At 66.5% G+C, this 16,293-nt stretch carries 15 protein-coding genes; 1 reads left to right on the top strand and 14 read right to left on the bottom strand.

Annotated elements, in window-relative coordinates; genetic code table 11:
• Positions 1 to 211: 211 nt before the first annotated feature.
• The 14 genes from rpiA to VM221_05675 form a co-directional block, all read right to left on the bottom strand.
• Positions 212 to 910: a ribose-5-phosphate isomerase RpiA gene (gene rpiA, locus VM221_05740; GenBank protein ID HUT74318.1), complete on the bottom strand. Its 699-nt coding sequence runs from the start codon at positions 908 to 910 to the stop codon at positions 212 to 214.
• Positions 911 to 955: 45 nt separating this feature from the next.
• On the bottom strand, positions 956 to 2,980 hold the full coding sequence (gene tkt / locus VM221_05735) for a transketolase (protein HUT74317.1): 2,025 nt from the start codon (positions 2,978 to 2,980) through the stop codon (positions 956 to 958).
• 63 nt (positions 2,981 to 3,043) lie between these two features.
• Positions 3,044 to 3,610, bottom strand: a complete 567-nt coding sequence (gene folE / locus VM221_05730; protein ID HUT74316.1) for a GTP cyclohydrolase I FolE — start codon at positions 3,608 to 3,610, stop codon at positions 3,044 to 3,046.
• On the bottom strand, positions 3,600 to 4,118 hold the full coding sequence (gene folK / locus VM221_05725; protein ID HUT74315.1) for a 2-amino-4-hydroxy-6-hydroxymethyldihydropteridine diphosphokinase: 519 nt from the start codon (positions 4,116 to 4,118) through the stop codon (positions 3,600 to 3,602). The genes folE and folK overlap by 11 nt, the downstream gene beginning before the upstream one ends.
• A gap of 5 nt (positions 4,119 to 4,123) precedes the next feature.
• Positions 4,124 to 4,477, bottom strand: coding sequence for a dihydroneopterin aldolase (gene folB, locus VM221_05720; protein HUT74314.1), 354 nt, complete (start codon positions 4,475 to 4,477; stop codon positions 4,124 to 4,126).
• Positions 4,458 to 5,216: an SDR family oxidoreductase gene (locus tag VM221_05715; GenBank protein HUT74313.1), complete on the bottom strand. Its 759-nt coding sequence runs from the start codon at positions 5,214 to 5,216 to the stop codon at positions 4,458 to 4,460. The genes folB and VM221_05715 overlap by 20 nt, the downstream gene beginning before the upstream one ends.
• 1,024 nt (positions 5,217 to 6,240) lie before the next feature.
• Positions 6,241 to 6,561 carry a 4a-hydroxytetrahydrobiopterin dehydratase gene (locus VM221_05710; protein HUT74312.1) on the bottom strand — a complete coding sequence of 107 codons (321 nt, stop codon included), beginning with the start codon at positions 6,559 to 6,561 and terminating at the stop codon, positions 6,241 to 6,243.
• A gap of 33 nt (positions 6,562 to 6,594) precedes the next feature.
• Positions 6,595 to 7,800 carry an FAD-dependent oxidoreductase gene (locus tag VM221_05705; GenBank protein ID HUT74311.1) on the bottom strand — a complete coding sequence of 402 codons (1,206 nt, stop codon included), beginning with the start codon at positions 7,798 to 7,800 and terminating at the stop codon, positions 6,595 to 6,597.
• A gap of 552 nt (positions 7,801 to 8,352) precedes the next feature.
• Entirely contained in the window at positions 8,353 to 8,793 is a 441-nt protein-coding gene (locus VM221_05700; GenBank protein ID HUT74310.1) for a hypothetical protein, read from the bottom strand.
• 420 nt (positions 8,794 to 9,213) lie between these two features.
• Positions 9,214 to 10,536, bottom strand: a complete 1,323-nt coding sequence (locus tag VM221_05695; protein ID HUT74309.1) for a hypothetical protein — start codon at positions 10,534 to 10,536, stop codon at positions 9,214 to 9,216.
• The gene (locus VM221_05690) at positions 10,536 to 10,949 is read right to left on the bottom strand and encodes a hypothetical protein (GenBank protein HUT74308.1); all 414 of its coding nucleotides are present in this window, start codon (positions 10,947 to 10,949) and stop codon (positions 10,536 to 10,538) included. The genes VM221_05695 and VM221_05690 overlap by 1 nt, the downstream gene beginning before the upstream one ends.
• A 533-nt stretch (positions 10,950 to 11,482) precedes the next feature.
• Positions 11,483 to 12,118 (bottom strand): hypothetical protein, encoded by a 636-nt coding sequence (locus tag VM221_05685; protein HUT74307.1) that lies wholly within the window; start codon positions 12,116 to 12,118, stop codon positions 11,483 to 11,485.
• A gap of 119 nt (positions 12,119 to 12,237) precedes the next feature.
• Positions 12,238 to 12,495: a hypothetical protein gene (locus tag VM221_05680; protein HUT74306.1), complete on the bottom strand. Its 258-nt coding sequence runs from the start codon at positions 12,493 to 12,495 to the stop codon at positions 12,238 to 12,240.
• A gap of 126 nt (positions 12,496 to 12,621) precedes the next feature.
• Positions 12,622 to 13,035, bottom strand: a complete 414-nt coding sequence (locus tag VM221_05675; GenBank protein ID HUT74305.1) for a secondary thiamine-phosphate synthase enzyme YjbQ — start codon at positions 13,033 to 13,035, stop codon at positions 12,622 to 12,624.
• A gap of 475 nt (positions 13,036 to 13,510) precedes the next feature.
• Between VM221_05675 and VM221_05670 the strand changes: the two genes are divergently transcribed.
• A complete protein-coding gene (locus VM221_05670; protein HUT74304.1) occupies positions 13,511 to 16,261 on the top strand; it encodes a hypothetical protein in 2,751 nt (916 codons plus the stop codon).
• Positions 16,262 to 16,293: the final 32 nt, after the last annotated feature.

Here is a 16,293-nt window from a genome sequence, read left to right as displayed (position 1 = left end):
CGCCAAGTGGCTAAGTCGCTCCGCGACCCCGACTGGTCGGGGCTGCGACGCCTAGGGGCTGCCACTTTTCCCCGATGCGCACGAGTAGGGGCGCATGGCCATGCGCCCCTACTGTCATAGCGAGCGCCTCCCCGGCGAGCCGGGGAGGATGATTCGCGGCGGAGCATGTTGGCGCCCATCCGGCCCCGGCCCATCATCGCCGGCCGCGCCGCTAATCCTCCTGGCGCAGGTGGCGTAGACCCCCCGCGGTGGCGACGATGACCTCCGTCGCCAACCCCAGGAACAGCCCATGCTCCACGATGCCGGCGCGCGCCTGGAGGCGCTTCGCCAGTTCGGCGGGCTCGGCGATGGGGCCGAAATCGCAGTCCAGGATCAGATTGCCGTGGTCGCTGCTGAAGGCGCGCCCGTAGTCGCCGCGCCGCACCGTCACCCGCGCGCCCAGCGATTCCAAGTATGCGCGCTGGGCGTGCCAGCCGAAGGGAACGACCTCCACCGGCAGCGGTGAGCGCGTCCCCAGCGCCGGCGAAAGCTTGGACTCGTCCACGACGATGATCTCTCTCGCGCTGGCCTGGGCGACGATCTTCTCGCGCAGCAGCGCCCCGCCGCCGCCCTTGATGAGGTTCAGGTGCGGGTCCACCTCGTCGGCGCCGTCAATCGTCAAGTCCACCTCGGGGTGGTCGTCGAGCGAGGTCAAGGGGAGGCCAAGCGCGCGCGCCTCCTGCTCGACCTGGGACGAGCACGGCACCCCCAGGATATCGCGCAGCTTGCCCGCACGCAGCAGCTCCGCCAGCCGCCGCGCCGCCCACGCGGCGGTGCTGCCGTGGCCCAGCCCCACCACCATCCCCGGCTCCACATACTCGACGGCGCGCTCCGCCGCCTGCCGCTTCAACTCGTCACGGTCGAGGTTCATTCTCCCGTTCCCCCCGGTTGACAGGCTCGGCCCTGAGGTCACAGGCTAAGAGCCGGTGCCACCCAGCAGCGACTTGGCCGCCGCCGCCACCGCCTGCGCCGTAATGCCGAAATGCTGATAGATGGCCTCGTAGGGCGCGCTGGCGCCGAAGCGGTCCACCCCGATGACCGCGCCCTCCAGGCCGACGTAGCGCTCCCATCCCAGGGTGACGCCCGCCTCCACCGCCACCCGCGCCCGCACCGCCGCCGGCAGCACGCGCTCGCGGTAGCTCTCCGGCTGGCGGTCGAACAGCTCCCAACTGGGCAGGGATACCACGCGCGCGCGGATACCTTCGGCTGCCAGGTCTTCCCCCGCCTGCAGGGCGATGTGCACCTCGGAGCCGGTGCCGATAAGGATGACCTCCGGTTGGCCATCGGCGGACTGCCACAGCGTGTATCCCCCGCGCTGCAAGCCCGCCGCCGGGGCGAAGCGAGTGCGATCGAGCACCGCCACGTTCTGCCGCGTCAGCGCGAGCGCGGTCGGCCCCGAGGTGTTGTGCAACGCGGCGCGCCAGGCCTCGGCGGTCTCGGTGGCGTCGGCGGGGCGGATCACCGTCAGGTTGGGCACGGTGCGCAGGCCCATCAACTGCTCGACCGGCTGGTGGGTGGGTCCGTCCTCGCCGAGGCCGATGCTGTCGTGGGTGAAGACGTACACGACGCGCACCCCCATCAGCGCCGCCAGGCGCATGGGCGGGCGCATGTAGTCGGAGAAGATGAGGAAGGTGGCGGTATAGGGGATGGTTCCCCCGTGGCGCGCCATGCCCCCGGCGATGGAGCCCATGGCGTGCTCGCGCACCCCGAAGTGCAGGTTGCGCCCGCAGTGATCCTCGGGGCTGAAGTCCCCTTCGCCGTCCATCAGCGTCTTGGTGCTGGGGGCCAAGTCGGCGGAGCCGCCGATCAACGCCGGGACCCGCGGCGCCAGCGCGTTGATGACCTTGCCCGAGGCGCTGCGGGTGGCGATGGGCTTGGTACCCGGCGGGAAAAGACCCTCCAGGTCCGAGTCCCACCCATCAGGCAGCTCACCCTGCAACTGCCGCTCGATCTGCGCGGCCGGCTCCGGGTAGGCGTCGCGGTATGCGGTCAGGCGCCGCCGCCATTCCTGCTCGGCCGCTTCGCCGCGCACCACCGCCCGGCCCATGTGGGCCGCCACCTCCTCCGGCACCAGGAAGGCCGGCTCCTGCGGCCAGCCGAGGGTGTCCTTCGCCGCCTTCACGCCGTCGGCGCCCAGGGGCTCGCCGTGGACCTTGGCCGTGCCCTGCTGGGGGCTGCCGTAGCCGATGACGGTGCGGCACACGACCAGCGACGGCCGCTCGGCTTGCGCCTGCGCCTCACGGATCGCCGCTTCCACCGCCGCCAGGTCATTGCCGTCGAGCGGCCCCAACACCTGCCAGCCGTAGGCCGCGAAGCGCGCGCCCACGTCCTCGCGGAAGGCGATGCCGGTGTCGCCCTCGATGGAAATGTCGTTGTCGTCGTAGAGGACGATGAGCTTGCCCAGGCGCAGGGTGCCGGCCAGACTCGCGGCCTCGCTGGAGACGCCCTCCTCCATGTCGCCGTCGGAGGCGAGGACATAAGTGTGATGGTTGATGATCTCGTGACCGGGCCGATTGTAGCGGCAGGCGAGCCAGCGCTCGGCGATGGCCATGCCGACGGCGTGCCCGAAGCCCTGGCCCAGGGGGCCGGTGGTGACCTCGACGCCGGGGGTGGGGCCGTACTCGGAATGCCCGGGGGTCCTGCTCTTCCACTGGCGGAACTGCTTGAGGTCGTCCAGGGACAGGTCGTAGCCGGTCAGGTGCAGCAGCGAGTAGATCAGCATCGAGGCATGGCCCATGGACAGGACGAAGCGGTCGCGGTCCGGCCAATCGGGGTTGCGGGGGTTGTACTTCAGGAAGCGGTCCCACAGGGTATAGGCCACCGGCGCTACTCCCATGGGCGCCCCCGGGTGACCGGAGTTAGCCTTCTCCACGGCGTCCACGGCGAGAAAGCGAATGGTATTGATGCAGCGTTCATCGAGTTGCGCTTGATCGGGTCTCATGGGTCCTCGCTTCCCCGGATGGTGATGAATAGATATAGGCGGCGGGGCGGCGCCCCGCTGCGGTCAGATATGGGCTCTGCCGATGAGCGACATGAACTCACTGCGGGTGGCGGCGGAGTCGTGGAAGCTCCCCAGCACCGAGGAGGTGATCATCAGCGAGTTCTGCTTCTCCACCCCGCGCATCATCATGCACAGGTGCCGCGCCTCGATGATGACGCCCACGCCCTCGGCGCCGATGCCCTCCATCACCGCCCGTGCGACCTGCTCGGTCAGGCGCTCCTGGATCTGCAGCCGCCGCGCGTAGGCGTCCACCAGCCGCGCCAGCTTGCTGATGCCGAAGACCTTGCCGCGGGCGATGTAGCCGATGTGGCAGCGCCCGAAGAACGGCAGCAGGTGGTGCTCGCACAGGCTGTAGAGCTCGATGTCGCGCAGGATGACCATGTTGTTGGTCTGCTGGGTGAAGACCGCGCCGGCGATGATGGTCTTGAGGTCGGCGCCATAGCCCGCGGTCAAGAACTCGAGCGCGGCGGCGACGCGCCGCGGGGTCTTGACCAGGCCCTCGCGCTCGGGGTCCTCGCCGATTTCGGCCAGCAGCTCTCTCACCAGTCGCTCGACCTTGTCACGATTCATGGGCGATACCCTCTCGCAGAAGCCGCGTGTACTCCGGCAGCGGCTGCATGTCGTGGGCTGCCATGGCGGCGGCGACCTCCCGAATGGGATCCCCGCTATCGGGCAGCACCAGCTCCGGCGCCAGCTCGTACAGCGGCAGCGCCAGGAACGGGCGCTGCGCGATTTGCGGATCCGGCAGCACCAGCTCGGCGTTCGCCATCACCAGGTCATCGTACAGCAGCAGGTCCAGGTCTATGGCGCGCGGCGCGTACCGGTCGGCGCCGCGGCGGCGGCCCAGTTCCTGCTCGATGCCGCGCAAGGCGCTCCGCACCTGCGCCGGCGCCAACCCGGTCTCGATCTCGACCACGCAGTTATAGAACGGCGGCTGCTCGGGGCGGCCCACCGGCGCCGTGCGATAGACCGTCGAAACACCCATCACGCGCGCGTCGCGGGCGAGCCGGCGCAGCGCGGCGCGCAGGTTCCGCTCGGGGGCGATATTGGAGCCGATGCCGATGAACGCGCGCGCCATCGCCGCTACCCCCGGCAGCGCGTGATGCGGACGCCGACGCTGCGCGCGAAACGCAGCGCCGACGGCTTGCTCACCGTCACCTGCGCCTCGCGCACGCCGGGGTGGTCGAGACAGATCTCCGCGACCCGCTGCGCCAGCGCCTCGACCAGGTGGAACTGCGATTCCTCGACTGCGGCCAAGACGCGCTTCTTGATCGCGCGGTAGTCCACCGCGTCCGCGAAGCGGTCGCTCTTGCCCGCGGTGCGGGTATCCGTCGCGAGCGCGAGGTTGATGACGACCTCCTGCTTCTCGCGGCGCTCCTGGGCGCTGACGCCGAGCACGCAGCGCGCGACCAGGTCCTCAATCAGGATGCGGTCCATAGCGGTACTCCGCCAGGTGCCGGCCGCCGTCAACGTAGAGGACCTGGCCGGTGATGAACTCGCTCTGGGCGAGGAAGACGACGGCGGCGGCGACCTGCTCCGGCTCGCCGTGGCGCTGAAGCGGCACCCGGGCCGCCAGCCGGTCGAGGTAGGTTTCGTCCTTGCCCGCGGGCGGCAGGATCAGCCCCGGCGCCACCGCGTTGACCCGCACCCCGGGGGCGAACTCCAGCGCCATCGTGCGCGTGAACCGCTCCAGCAGGTGCTTGCTCATGATGTATGCGACGTGCGCCGGGTCATAACCTCTGAGCCGGGTGTCGAGGAAGTTGATGACGACCCCGCGTTTCACCGCTCGCGCGAACGACCGCCCCAGCGCGAACGGCGCCCAGGCGTTGACCTCCACCATCTCCAGCAGGCGCTCGCGGGTGAGGTCGTCCACGGTGTCGGCGGGGAAGGCCGCGGCGTTGTTGACCAGGATTTCGAGCGCGCCGGCGGCCTCGAGCGCGCGCGGGACCAGGGCGTCGCACTGGCGGGGATGGCCGAGGTCGGCCTCCAGCGGCCACGCGCGCACGCCGCGGGCCTCCAGCTCTCGCTGCAGGTCGCGTGCCTCGGCGGCGGAGGCGCGATGGTGAATGACGATGTTGACGCCCTCGTCGGCCAGCGCGAGCGCGGTCGCGCGGCCGAGGCGCCGGGCCGCCCCGGTGATGAGCGCGGTCATGCCGCGCAGGGATTGCGCATTCATATCATCAGCTTGCCAGGGCAAGTCCACTGGCGACAGGCGCGGGGCGCGTGAGATCACTCCGAGCCGCAGGCCAAGACACCCATCATGGGGGCACTCCGGATGGGGGATTTTTCACTCGCCGCGCCAGCGTTACGTCACAGCCGCATCATGCGACGTGCGCCGCCACTACATGCATGTGTCCGCGCAGCGGGGATCCTTCTACGCACTAGGTGACCGAGATTCGCGCCCCCTTCTCCGTCGCCGGACTTGGAGCGCCGCCAACCGACTCAGGGCGCTCGCGCCGCGCCAGAGGAAGACAAGGAGAATCCCAGGCACAACCAGGGAGGCGGCCCAGGCGATGAACACTAACCAGCCGAATACCTGATCGTCGGAGTGCATGGAACCCTCAGCCCCACATCTGCCACGCGCTTCTCTGCCTCAGACCATGGTCTTCCTGCTGACTGCCATCTGTGCCGTGACTCGCGAGGATGAACGATGCTGAGATAGTGGAAGTGAGCAACCGCCGACGCAAGAGTGCGAAGTGTCGAGGTCGTCGCCGTAGTGCAGAAGGCTCTCGCGCATCTGGGCTTACCATTGTTCCGCGCTAGGCAATCTTGCGGGCAGGATCTAGTTCGACGACGCCGTGGGGATCCCTGCCGAGGAGATGCCCTCCGGAAACACAAGAAGGGCCACGCAACCGCCCTTGCGCAAGTACCCGCTTGCGTCCACGCCGGCTCAGACGGGTGTGAGCGAAAAGCGGGAACTATCCAAGCTCACCCCTCCCCCCCCGCCGCAGGCGGACAAGTTCAAGGGGGATGACTGAGGTCGGGGTGGAGTGGTAGTGCAGCCGTCTCGGCTGCGAAACGATCGGCAGGCGAGACGCCTGCCGCACCAAACCTATCCCGCCCATGGCGGACGACCCCGCCTACGGCGGGCAACCCTCACTCGGCTCGCCGCGGGCTCGCCGACCTCTCCCTCGAAGGGAGAGGGGTTTCTGTCCGCACGCTAACCAGACTCGAACGCCCCCTTAGAACCGCTCGGGGCCCTACGCCAGCTCGTCCACCCTGGCCGCCATGATGAAATCGTTGCGGGACAGCCCGCCGATCTTGTGCGTCGAGAACTCCAGCCGCACCTGGTTGTAGGCGATGTAGATGTCGGGGTGGTGGTCCTGCTCCTGCACGATCTCGGCGACGCCGTTAACGAATTCCATCGCCTCCTCGAAATCGTCGAGGGTGAACTCGCGCTCGATCACCCCCTCCTTCAGCGTCCACTGCGGGATCTCCTGGGCCAGCTTCTCCGCCTCCGGCCGCGACAGGGGCGGGGTCGTCGCCGCCACCGGATGACATTCCTGCTCCGCCAAGTCCATCACGTCCTCCCGTCGGCGCCGTCCCGCGCGCCCTTACTTGATGGCGCCGCGCAGGTCCTCCGCGGTCATCCGCCGGCCGCCGCGAATCAGCTCCCGCGCCGCCTCCACCTGGTCCCACACGTTGCACATCATCGCCCCTCGCACCTGCCCCTCCCGCAGGTAATAGATGACGCCCGTGTCGTTCTCCTGCCGCCAATCGGCGAAGGTCTCCAGTCGGGCGTCCACCTCGCCGACGGCCTCGTAGCCGAAATCGAAGAGGTCGGAGAAGAAGTACGGCATGTAGGTGAACGCCTCCTGCGCCCCCGCCAGGTTGCGCCCCGCCTGCTTGCCCTGGTTGACCGCGTTATCCCAGTGTTCGACGCGCGTGCGCTGCCCCAACACCTGGTAGGGGAAGAACGCGTTGTCGCCGGCGGCATGGATATCGGGGGCCGAGGTGCGCAGGTATTCGTCAACCACAATCCCGTCGTCGAGGGTCAGCCCCGCCCCCGCCGCCAGCTCGCTCGCGGGCGCGATGCCGATGCCGGCGATGACGATGTCGGCCCGCAGGCGCCGGCCGCCGCGGGTGGCGACGATGAGGGCGTCATCATGCCGCTCGATAGCGGTAGGCACGTCTCCCGACAGGACGGTGATCCCGCGCTCGATGTAGGTTTGCTGGAGCGACCGCCCCAGGGTTTCCGGGAACACGCGCGCCACCAGGCATTGCTCCGGGAAGACCATCGTCACCTCCACCTGGTTGAGGCTGAGCGCCGCCGCCATCTCCGAGCCGATGAAGCCGCCGCCGATGACCACCGCCGACTTGGCCGCCGTCGCCCGCGCGCGGGTTGTCAGGTAATCGTCCAGGTAGCGGTAGTAGCAGACGCCCTCCAGGTCGCCCCCCGGGATGCCAAGGGTGCGCGGGATGCCGCCCGTGGCCAGCAGCAGCTTGTGGTAATGGTGGAGGTCGCCCTGGTCGTCGGTGATCGTCTTGCGCTGCGGATCGAGGCCGACCACGCGGACGCCGAGGGCGAGGTCGGTCGAGTTGGCGGCATAGAACGCCTGGTCGTGGAGGAAGATGTCCGCGACCTGCTTCTTGCCGAACCACAACTTCTTCGACAGCGGGGGGCGGTCATAGGGCAAATGCTTTTCCGCGCCGACCAGCAGGATGCGACCATCGTGGTCACGTTCCCTGATCCCTTCGATCGCCGCCGCGCCGGCCGGCCCGCCGCCGATGATGACGTACTGGTAGTCATGCTCCGCCATGATTTCGCCTCCATAAGCTCCGTGAATTCCGGTGTAGGGGCGTGATTCATCACGCCCTTGTCTCCACGCCTCCCCATGCGCGATGGATTCCCCACGGAGTGTAACAGATTGGGAACAGCTTTGGTCGCGCAGGCGCGGCACAAAGGCGGGATTCGGCCGGGGCGGAGTGAGCCGGGCACCACCGCGCCGTAATCGGTAGGCCAGGCGTCTCGCCTGGCCAGGCCAGCGGACAAGCGAGACGCTTGTCCCACCATGGGAGAAGCCCCGTAAGTTTCCGCCCGGCTTTGCGTCTATAATAGTCGGGAACATGTCCCGCCCCGACCCCATAGCCGAGGACGCGGCGTTGGTCGCGTGGAGCAACGGGGCGTCACCGCTGGTGACCTTCCGGGTCGAGGGGCTGCCTGCAACCTGGTGGGTGTCAACGATGGAGATAGGCCAAGAAGCAGCGCGCTGCATCGTCCCGGCGACGCGCCCGGCACTGCTGGCTCTGGATGCGCCCTGCCACTTCAGAGCCGCATGACATCCTCTCGCTACTCACCGAGCGCCTCGACGTCACGCGGAAGGCTCAGACGGCTCACTAGCCTGCGGTATTACTTCTAGTCCATCCTTGTTGAACCGTCCGTCGATGATGTCGCCCACGGTGTATTCCTTTGATACGAAGAGCCGTCGGGCGCCGCTGAAGGCATCATATCCGGAGACGATGAGCCGCAGTTCCGTCCTATCGCCCAACCGCAGTAGATCCTCCGGCAGCAGAGATCGGTTCTGTGCCTTCTCCCTGACCTCTGCCGGATAGGGAGCCTGTCTGAACTGCTCCGCGTCGTTCACCAGAAGCGGCACAATTTGGCGACGTGCCCCTGTGCGCACGGGTCCCATCTTAGGGACCCTGCATATGGGGTCACCGTACTCGACAGGAATGCTGGACACCCACCAATTGCCAGGACGGGTCGCGACCAAGCGCTTCACTCGAAGTCTGGCTGTCACCTCGACATCCATGATGGCTCTCCTGCCAGCGTTCTCAAACTTGACGCGGTACTCCCAGGGCGGTTTCCTGTCCTCTGCGGGAAGCCTGCTTATTGATTGAGAGAAGCGCACGTTGGGAACCACAACGTGGAACAGGACCCACCAGGCAAGAAAGCAGGTGACCGTCCCGGTAACTAGCCCATTGCCACACCGATCAGTACGTCGTTCACAGCTGTGCCGCCTCCCGCACTACCATGTCCGCGGCGGCGCTTGAGCGTTCCACGGCGCCCTGTACTGCTGCAAGGAGCGCCACAGTCACAGCGAGGGCGCTCGCCAGGGTCACCCCACCACAATCACTCATCCCGCGCACGTCAGCGGTTTGCCGCCTCTCCCCGCGCGGCACAGTCTTTCCGACAGCCCTGCGGGCGACGGCAGCGTGGTTGAGGTGCTCAGTCACGGTTTTCGGTTGGCGGCAGTCAGTTCGCGGTGCCACACATCGAGATGAGCCACCTCGGGCTTGCCGAGGACATCGACGTACTTCTCGTAGGCCACGGCCAGGCTTTCGACTGCGCTGCTCCAGTTGGCCCGAATCCGGTTTACCTCGTCCCTTTTCGCGAGCATGTAATGAAGCCGGCAAAGCTTGATGCTTTCAGCGGTGGGAACGCTGATAGGCCGCCCATTCTTGTCGGACATATCTCTGGTTCGACCGAACTCAACAAGCCGATCCGGGTTACCTGCCAGCACCCGGCGACAGACTGCGCAGCCGCATATCTCTGCGTGAAAGTCGATCCCAGACTGCACGGAAGGGGCAATCAGCAAGACGGTCGTCACATTGTACCGCTCGCAGAGCGGCGGAACATAGTACTTCGGTGGCGGAACACTTCCGCCCGTCACAGGCACAATCGACCTGCGCTCTCCGTAACCGAGGCCATGCGAGAAGCCGCAAAGGCCAAAGCGAGAAAGAAGGGCGGAGAGGCAGCCGCCGTAAGCGTTGTAGACCGAGTGCCCATTCTGGCTCAACGCTCTCACAAATCTGACGAGATTCTGCACGCCCAGAGTCCCGATGGTCCGCTCCGTGGCGTCATCGAACCAGAACATGAAACCCGTCGCGCCAGCCGTCACGTAGGCACCCGCGATCGTGTCTAGCAGATTTGCAGCAAAGAGAATCCCGCTGGAAAGGCACAGCATGGCGTAGATTGGCTGCTCGGGCTGGAGGGAGACAGCGGCGCGGAGAAGCCGCGTGTTCAGTGAGAGCGCCGGCTCGATGACCTCATCAATGTGGAAGTAGGGTGCAATCGCCCCAGCAGGCGAGAGTCCGGTGAGTCCGCCGAACGCCTCAGGGGCAGCATCTTTCATCTCATTCGCTATATCATCGAAGCGGTGTAGTTGGTAACTGATGACGGCCTTGGCAAGGTCAGACACGTCCGAATCTCGCTGGAAGGCATCCGGCCCTATCGCCTCCTTGCCGGCCAGCTTCAGTATGACCCCGCCATATCGTTCGGCTAGAGCGGCAAATGAGCGTTTCATCCCCCCGCGCTTGGAGTTGCTATGCAGCACCGCAGGACTCAGCCCGAACGCGTATGTCATCGGGTCGAGCAGAAAGGGCTTGCCTTGTGTAGCCAGGAACGAGGCTGTGGCCTTCGGGGTCGCCTCTACCAGGTTGGCATTGACGATCATGCCGTCGTAAGCGGACTTCAGATGGCGGTAATACTCCGCTTCGGCGTGCGTTCCAAGCCGATACAGATTCTGGGGGGCCTGTGCAGCGGCAAATGACATCAGCGGTTCCCCCCTCCACTTCGCGGGCCAGAGCGAAGACGCTCAATCACCATCTCACGACACAGATCTCGGCGGAAAGGGTTGTGGCCATGTTCCACGCTGACAGAGACTGTGCTGTTCACCACAAGGAGACCTATGCCTGTCTCTTCGAGTTGCGGCGTTCGGACACGCAGCGCCCGGCATTCTGGCAGAGCGATGTAGACGGCGTCGGCGAAGAGCTGGTAATACCGCGCCTGCTGCATCCCGCGGCGCCAGTCCTCTCGCTTCGCCTCCACAGCCAGCAGCGTGTCGCAGACAGGATCGTAGGAGCAGACATCCGCGACCTTTCGGAGAAAGGCTACCTGCCGCTCCACAAGACAACCAGGTCGGGAGAGGAACTCGGCCACCGCTTCCTCGATCTCGATCTCGGTCATGCTCGGCACTCCCTACAGCCCTTGCGCCCTCATCAGCCTTTCGCAGCAGCAGATAGCGGCATAATTGCCACCATAGCTGAGTACCAAGGCCGCGCCGCTCCCCACACCCATCCAAGTCGCATACGGGAACGGGCTGAACGAAAATGCGCCGCCGAGCAGCACGGCCAGACACGAAGCAACCAGCCCGAGGGCGGAAGCAAACATGCTCCTCTCGGTACCAGAGACCCACTTGCCTAGCCGAATCGGCGCGTCCAGGCGGCGAACACACCCCCTGGACCGACGCAAGAGACGCCGCATCTGGCCGGCTGTCCCAGCTTCCGGACCCGACTCCGCCATGCATCTATCAGCCAGGTCATGGAGACGCTGGATGTGCTCGCGCAACTCAAGTACTGCTCGCTCCCAAAGTCGCGACTGGGCGGCGGCAAGATCTCTGGCACGCTCCATCCGCTTTGAGTTGTGAAGCAATGCGAGCGCGCCAGCTGCGAATGCCAGAACCGCACCTGCCGCCCCCATCTGCGCGGTCGTAGGAACCATCACAGTATACGATCCCTGATCTCCGATTCGCTTGCCGATTCCGGATACTGCGTGTAGACATACCGGATGAGGTTCCTCAACGACATGCCTCCGAACCTCGATTTGGCGCTCTCAAGGGCATGCCGCTCGTCGGAGCTGAGCGAGTCAAAGACGGCCTTCGCAGAGGCCATGCCCCTGGGCGTGAGGCAGAATTGCCTCTCGTCAGGATTCGCCTCGAGGGCGTCCTCGCCAGGCACATCATCTAGAAGGTACTCCAGGCCCTTCACGTCCTCCTCACTAATTTCCGCCCCGATGCTGCCTTCCGTTTCTGCCTCCGCCATGAGTCCCTCGACCAGCTTGTCCTCCTGCTCAGTCTCCTCGGCGCTCGCCGCCCCCGTATCTCTCCTGTCCGTGATGAGATTCAGGTTCTCGAGGAAGCTGATCTCGTCATACAGGGCCGCCGAGTACGGACCGAACCGGTACGGCTCGAAGACCAGAACCCCCCGGCCGCCTTTCCGCAATCCGTACTCCTCCTGCAGGAGGAACAGTAGTTTCTGCAGGCGCGTGATACCGGCGATGGGTTCTCCGGGCATCCGCCTTGCGCCAGGAGCGTATAGCAATGCCAGCAACAGGGCTCTTGGGCCTGTAAGCGGCATGGTTCACCTCCGGTCGGTGTGGTCTATTCGAAGCCGACGCGTTAGAGTTCCACTCCCGCCAGCCATTCACCTGGCACCCAGAATCGGGCTCGATCCATCCCCGGGGCCAAGGAGTTCTCTCATCTCGCACGCCCTCCCTGCCACTTCTCCCACCTCGCGCGCAGGTCGCGCATGCCCGTGATCTCCGCCAGCAACTTCATCGCCGCATCGGGCACTGCGTACTCGCCGCACTCCCAACGCTGGATGGTCGCGGGGGTGATGGAATACCCGCGAACGATCATCTCGTGGGCGAGCGCGGGTCGCGATACGCGAGGCTCCTGCCCTTCCCTCCACTGACGCAGAGGATTCGCCCTGTACCATTCCTCGTACTCTTTCAACGGTCATCCCTCCGGTGCTGCCGCTGTTGGCGCTGATGCTAACACACGTTTGGCGGGATCGTCAAGAACGCACGGCACATTGACGCGCGCCTGTGCATGATAGTAGCAACAGCAGCGCGAGGGCGCTCACTCCCCCATCGCCTTGATGATGACGCGCTTGCGGCGCCGGCCGTCGAACTCGGCGTAGTAGATCTGCTGCCACGGGCCGAGGTCGAGCTTGCCCCCCGTCACCGGCACCACCACCTGGTGGTGGACGAGGATGCTCTTGAGGTGGGCGTCGCCATTGGTTTCGCCGGTGCGGTGGTGGCGATAATCAGGCCCCTGGGGGGCGAGGCGGTCGGCCCACTCGTCAATATCCGCGATGATGCCCTCCTCCGCGTCGTTGACATAGACGCCGGCGGTGATGTGCATCGCCGACACCAGCACCATCCCCTCGCGGATGCCGCTCTCGGCGACCACGCGCTCGACCTCGGCGGTGATGTTCACGTACTCGCGCGAGCGCCTGGTGTTCATCCACAGGTAGTCGGTCGCGAATTTCATCGTCTGCTCCTTTCGCGCGGGCACGGTGGCCGAGTAAGCCGCGGCCCCGCCCGACGCCGGAATCGCATCCGTTTTTCGCCGTTAACCGCGCAGGGGCCTTGAGGCCCGCTCCGGCGCCTTGGCTGCGGCGGCCTGTGCGCCGTCTGGTGCGTGCGGTGCGGATCGGAGGGCTGTAGTGGCACGGTTCGTGCTGCCCCAAGCGGCGGGCAGCCGTTTCCGGCTGCCCTCGATCCACGCGGTTCGGCCACGCGAGCGGGGCTGTGGCCTCCCTTCCCTCGGGAAGCAGCGGCTCACCACCCTGGCGCGCTGACCTACCTGCGGCCGAACCGGCGTCCGGCGGGCCGGCATTGACGCTGCCGGCCCGCTTCGGTTTCGCCACACCGCCTGCTCGGCAGGTGGGCAACCTCCCACACCAGAAATAGGACTTTCCAATCTACAAGCAACGGCCACGCTCATCCTGGCCGAAGGAGACCCCATGACCATGGGAATCGAGAACCAATGCGCCAGCTACGAGATCGGCCCCAACGGCGAGAACTCACACCTGATTGACCGGCGCACGGGCATGGACTACTGCGTCCGGGAGCCACGGCTCCCGTTCGCTCAAGTCAAGCAGGCGGGCCGGTATCACGGCGCGTCAGCGGTCTCGTTTCGGGACGGGCGCATCACGGCGCAGTTCGGCGATGCGGGAGTCGAGGTCGTGCTCGCGGCAGTCGAGCAGGGGCGCTACTTTACCCTGGAAGTCCTGTCGGTCGCGGGCGAAGGGGTGGAGGAGCTCGTGTTCGCCAACATCGGTCTCACGCTTGAGGGGACGCTGGAGGAGGAGTTCGCCTGCTGCGCGCTCGCCCTCAACCTGCAGACCAATGTGTCCGGGCTGCCGGGACCGAGCAAGCACCTGTGGGCGGCGTGCTATCCCCGCTTCGGCTTCGCCGGCGCCAAGGTCGCGCTCATCGCTTGCCCCCAGGGCGAGCTGCGGCAGGTGATGCAAGAAGTCGTGAGCGCGGCGCCGGAGCTGCCGCATTCCTCCATCGGCGGGCCGTGGGCGCTCGACGCCGAGATCAACCGCGGGTCATACCTGTTCAACCTCGCCAACCTGTCGGAGCAGACCGCGGATGACTGGATCAGGCTAGTGCAGGCGCTTGGCTTCAACCAGATAGACTTCCACGGCGGCGCTTCCTTCCGGTTTGGGGACTGCCTGCCCAATCCGGAAACCTACCCGCGCGGCTTCGCCAGCCTCAAGGCGGTGATTGACCGGCTGCACGCCGCCGGCATCAAGGCCGGCCTGCATACCTACGCTTTCTTCATTGACAAGCGCTGCCCGTGGGTGGCGCCGTCGCCGGATCCGCGGCTCGCCAAGGATGCGTGCCTGACCTTGGCCGCGGCGCTGGGCGCCGACGACACCGCGGTGGCGGTGATGGAGGAGACCGAAGGCATGTCCGCGGTCACCGGCTTCTACGTGCGCAACAGCGCCACCCTGCAGATAGACGACGAGCTGATCACCTATGCCGGTGTAGCCCAGGATCCGCCCTACGGCTTCACCGGCTGCGAGCGCGGCGCCTGCGGCACGCGGCCCGCTCCCCATGCCCCGGGGGCGAAGGTGCATCACCTGAAGGAGTGCTTCGGCCTGTTCGTGCCCGATGCCGATTCCACGCTGTTGGGCGAGGTGGCGGAAAGGACCGCGCAGGCCTTCAACGAGTGCGGCTTCGACATGATCTACCTCGATGCGCTGGACGGCGGAGACATCCTCGGCGGGGCCGAGAACTACTGGCACTACAGCTCTAGGTTCGTGTTCGAGATATGGAAGCACCTGCAGCGCCCCGCGCTCATGGAGATGAGCACATTCCACCATCACCTGTGGTATGTGCGCTCGCGCTTGGGTGCCTGGGATCACCCCCGGCGCAGTCACAAGCGATTCATAGACCTCCACGTTGCTGTCAACCAGGGCAATCTGCGGATGTTGATGCCTGGCCACCTGGGATGGTGGGCGGTGAATACCTGGTCGGGCGCCGAGGGGGAGCCCACCTTCACGGACGACATCGAGTACCTGTGCGGCAAGGCCCTGGCCACCGATACCGGCCTCTCGCTGATGGGGGTGGACCCCGACAGCATAGCGCAAGTGCCGGCCTTCGCGCGGCTGGCGGCCGTCTTCAAGCGGTACGAGGATCTACGGCACGCCAACTACTTCCCGGAGTCGGTCAAGGCGAAGCTGAGGGCGCCTGGCGGCGAGTTCACGCTGGAGCAAGCCGCAGACGGCAAGTGGTTCTTCCGGCCGGTGCAATATGCGAAGCACAAAGTGCAGGGCAGCGACGGCTGGAGCAACGTCTGGACCACGTGCAGCAAGTTTGGTGGCCAGCCCGCGCAGTTGCGGATCGAGGCGCTGCTGTCGGCGGGCCCGTACGACGCGGCCGACAACTTGACGCTGGCGGATTTCGCGGACGACCGCGACTTCGCCGATCGCGTCGCCCAGGCCGGTGTGCGTGCGGATCTGCGCCCCGACGCGGCCGAGGTGAAGGCGGGCCCCGTCAGCGGCCGCTACACCGCCACCAGCGAACTGCAGCAGCCCACCGCAACGTGGGCGGGGATGACCAAGGTGTTCCCGACCCCGCTCGACCTCGGTGAGCGCCAGGCGCTCGGCGTTTGGGTTCACGGCGACGGGCAGGGGGAAGTGCTCAACTTTCAGCTCCGCAGCCCGGAGCACGTTGTCGCCGGCATCGGCGACCATTACGTCATTGTGGACTTCACCGGCTGGCGCTACTTCGAGATGATCGAGCCGGAGGGCGCGCGCTTCGAGGACTATCACTGGCCCTACGGCGATCTGCACTCGATTTACCGCGAGTTCGTGGACTACCGCCAGGTGGCATCGCTCGGCCTATGGTACAACAACCTCCCGCCGGGGGGACAGGTGGACTGCCGCCTGAGCCCCATCCGGGCGCTGCCGCTGGTCGAGATCAAGTTGCGCAACCCGGCGGTGACCATCGGCGGCAAGACCGTCGTCTTCCCGTGCGAGATCGAAACCGGCTGCTACCTCGAGTTTCGCTCCATGTCGGATTGCAGGCTCTATGATCCCCAGGGCAAGCTGATTGCCGAGGTGCAGCCCGAGGGAGAAGCGCCGGAGCTTGCCGCCGGCGACAACCAGGTCGCTTTCACCTGCGACGCACGGGCCGACCAGACCGCGAGCGCACGCGCTTACGTCACCATCATCAGCCAGGGCGAGCCGCTGCGCGAGTGAGAACCGGACGCGCGGGCGCGAATGGAGATGGC

The organism is Armatimonadota bacterium, assembly GCA_035527535.1.
GTDB lineage: Bacteria > Armatimonadota > Hebobacteria.
This window is presented reverse-complemented; position numbering and strand designations above follow the sequence as displayed.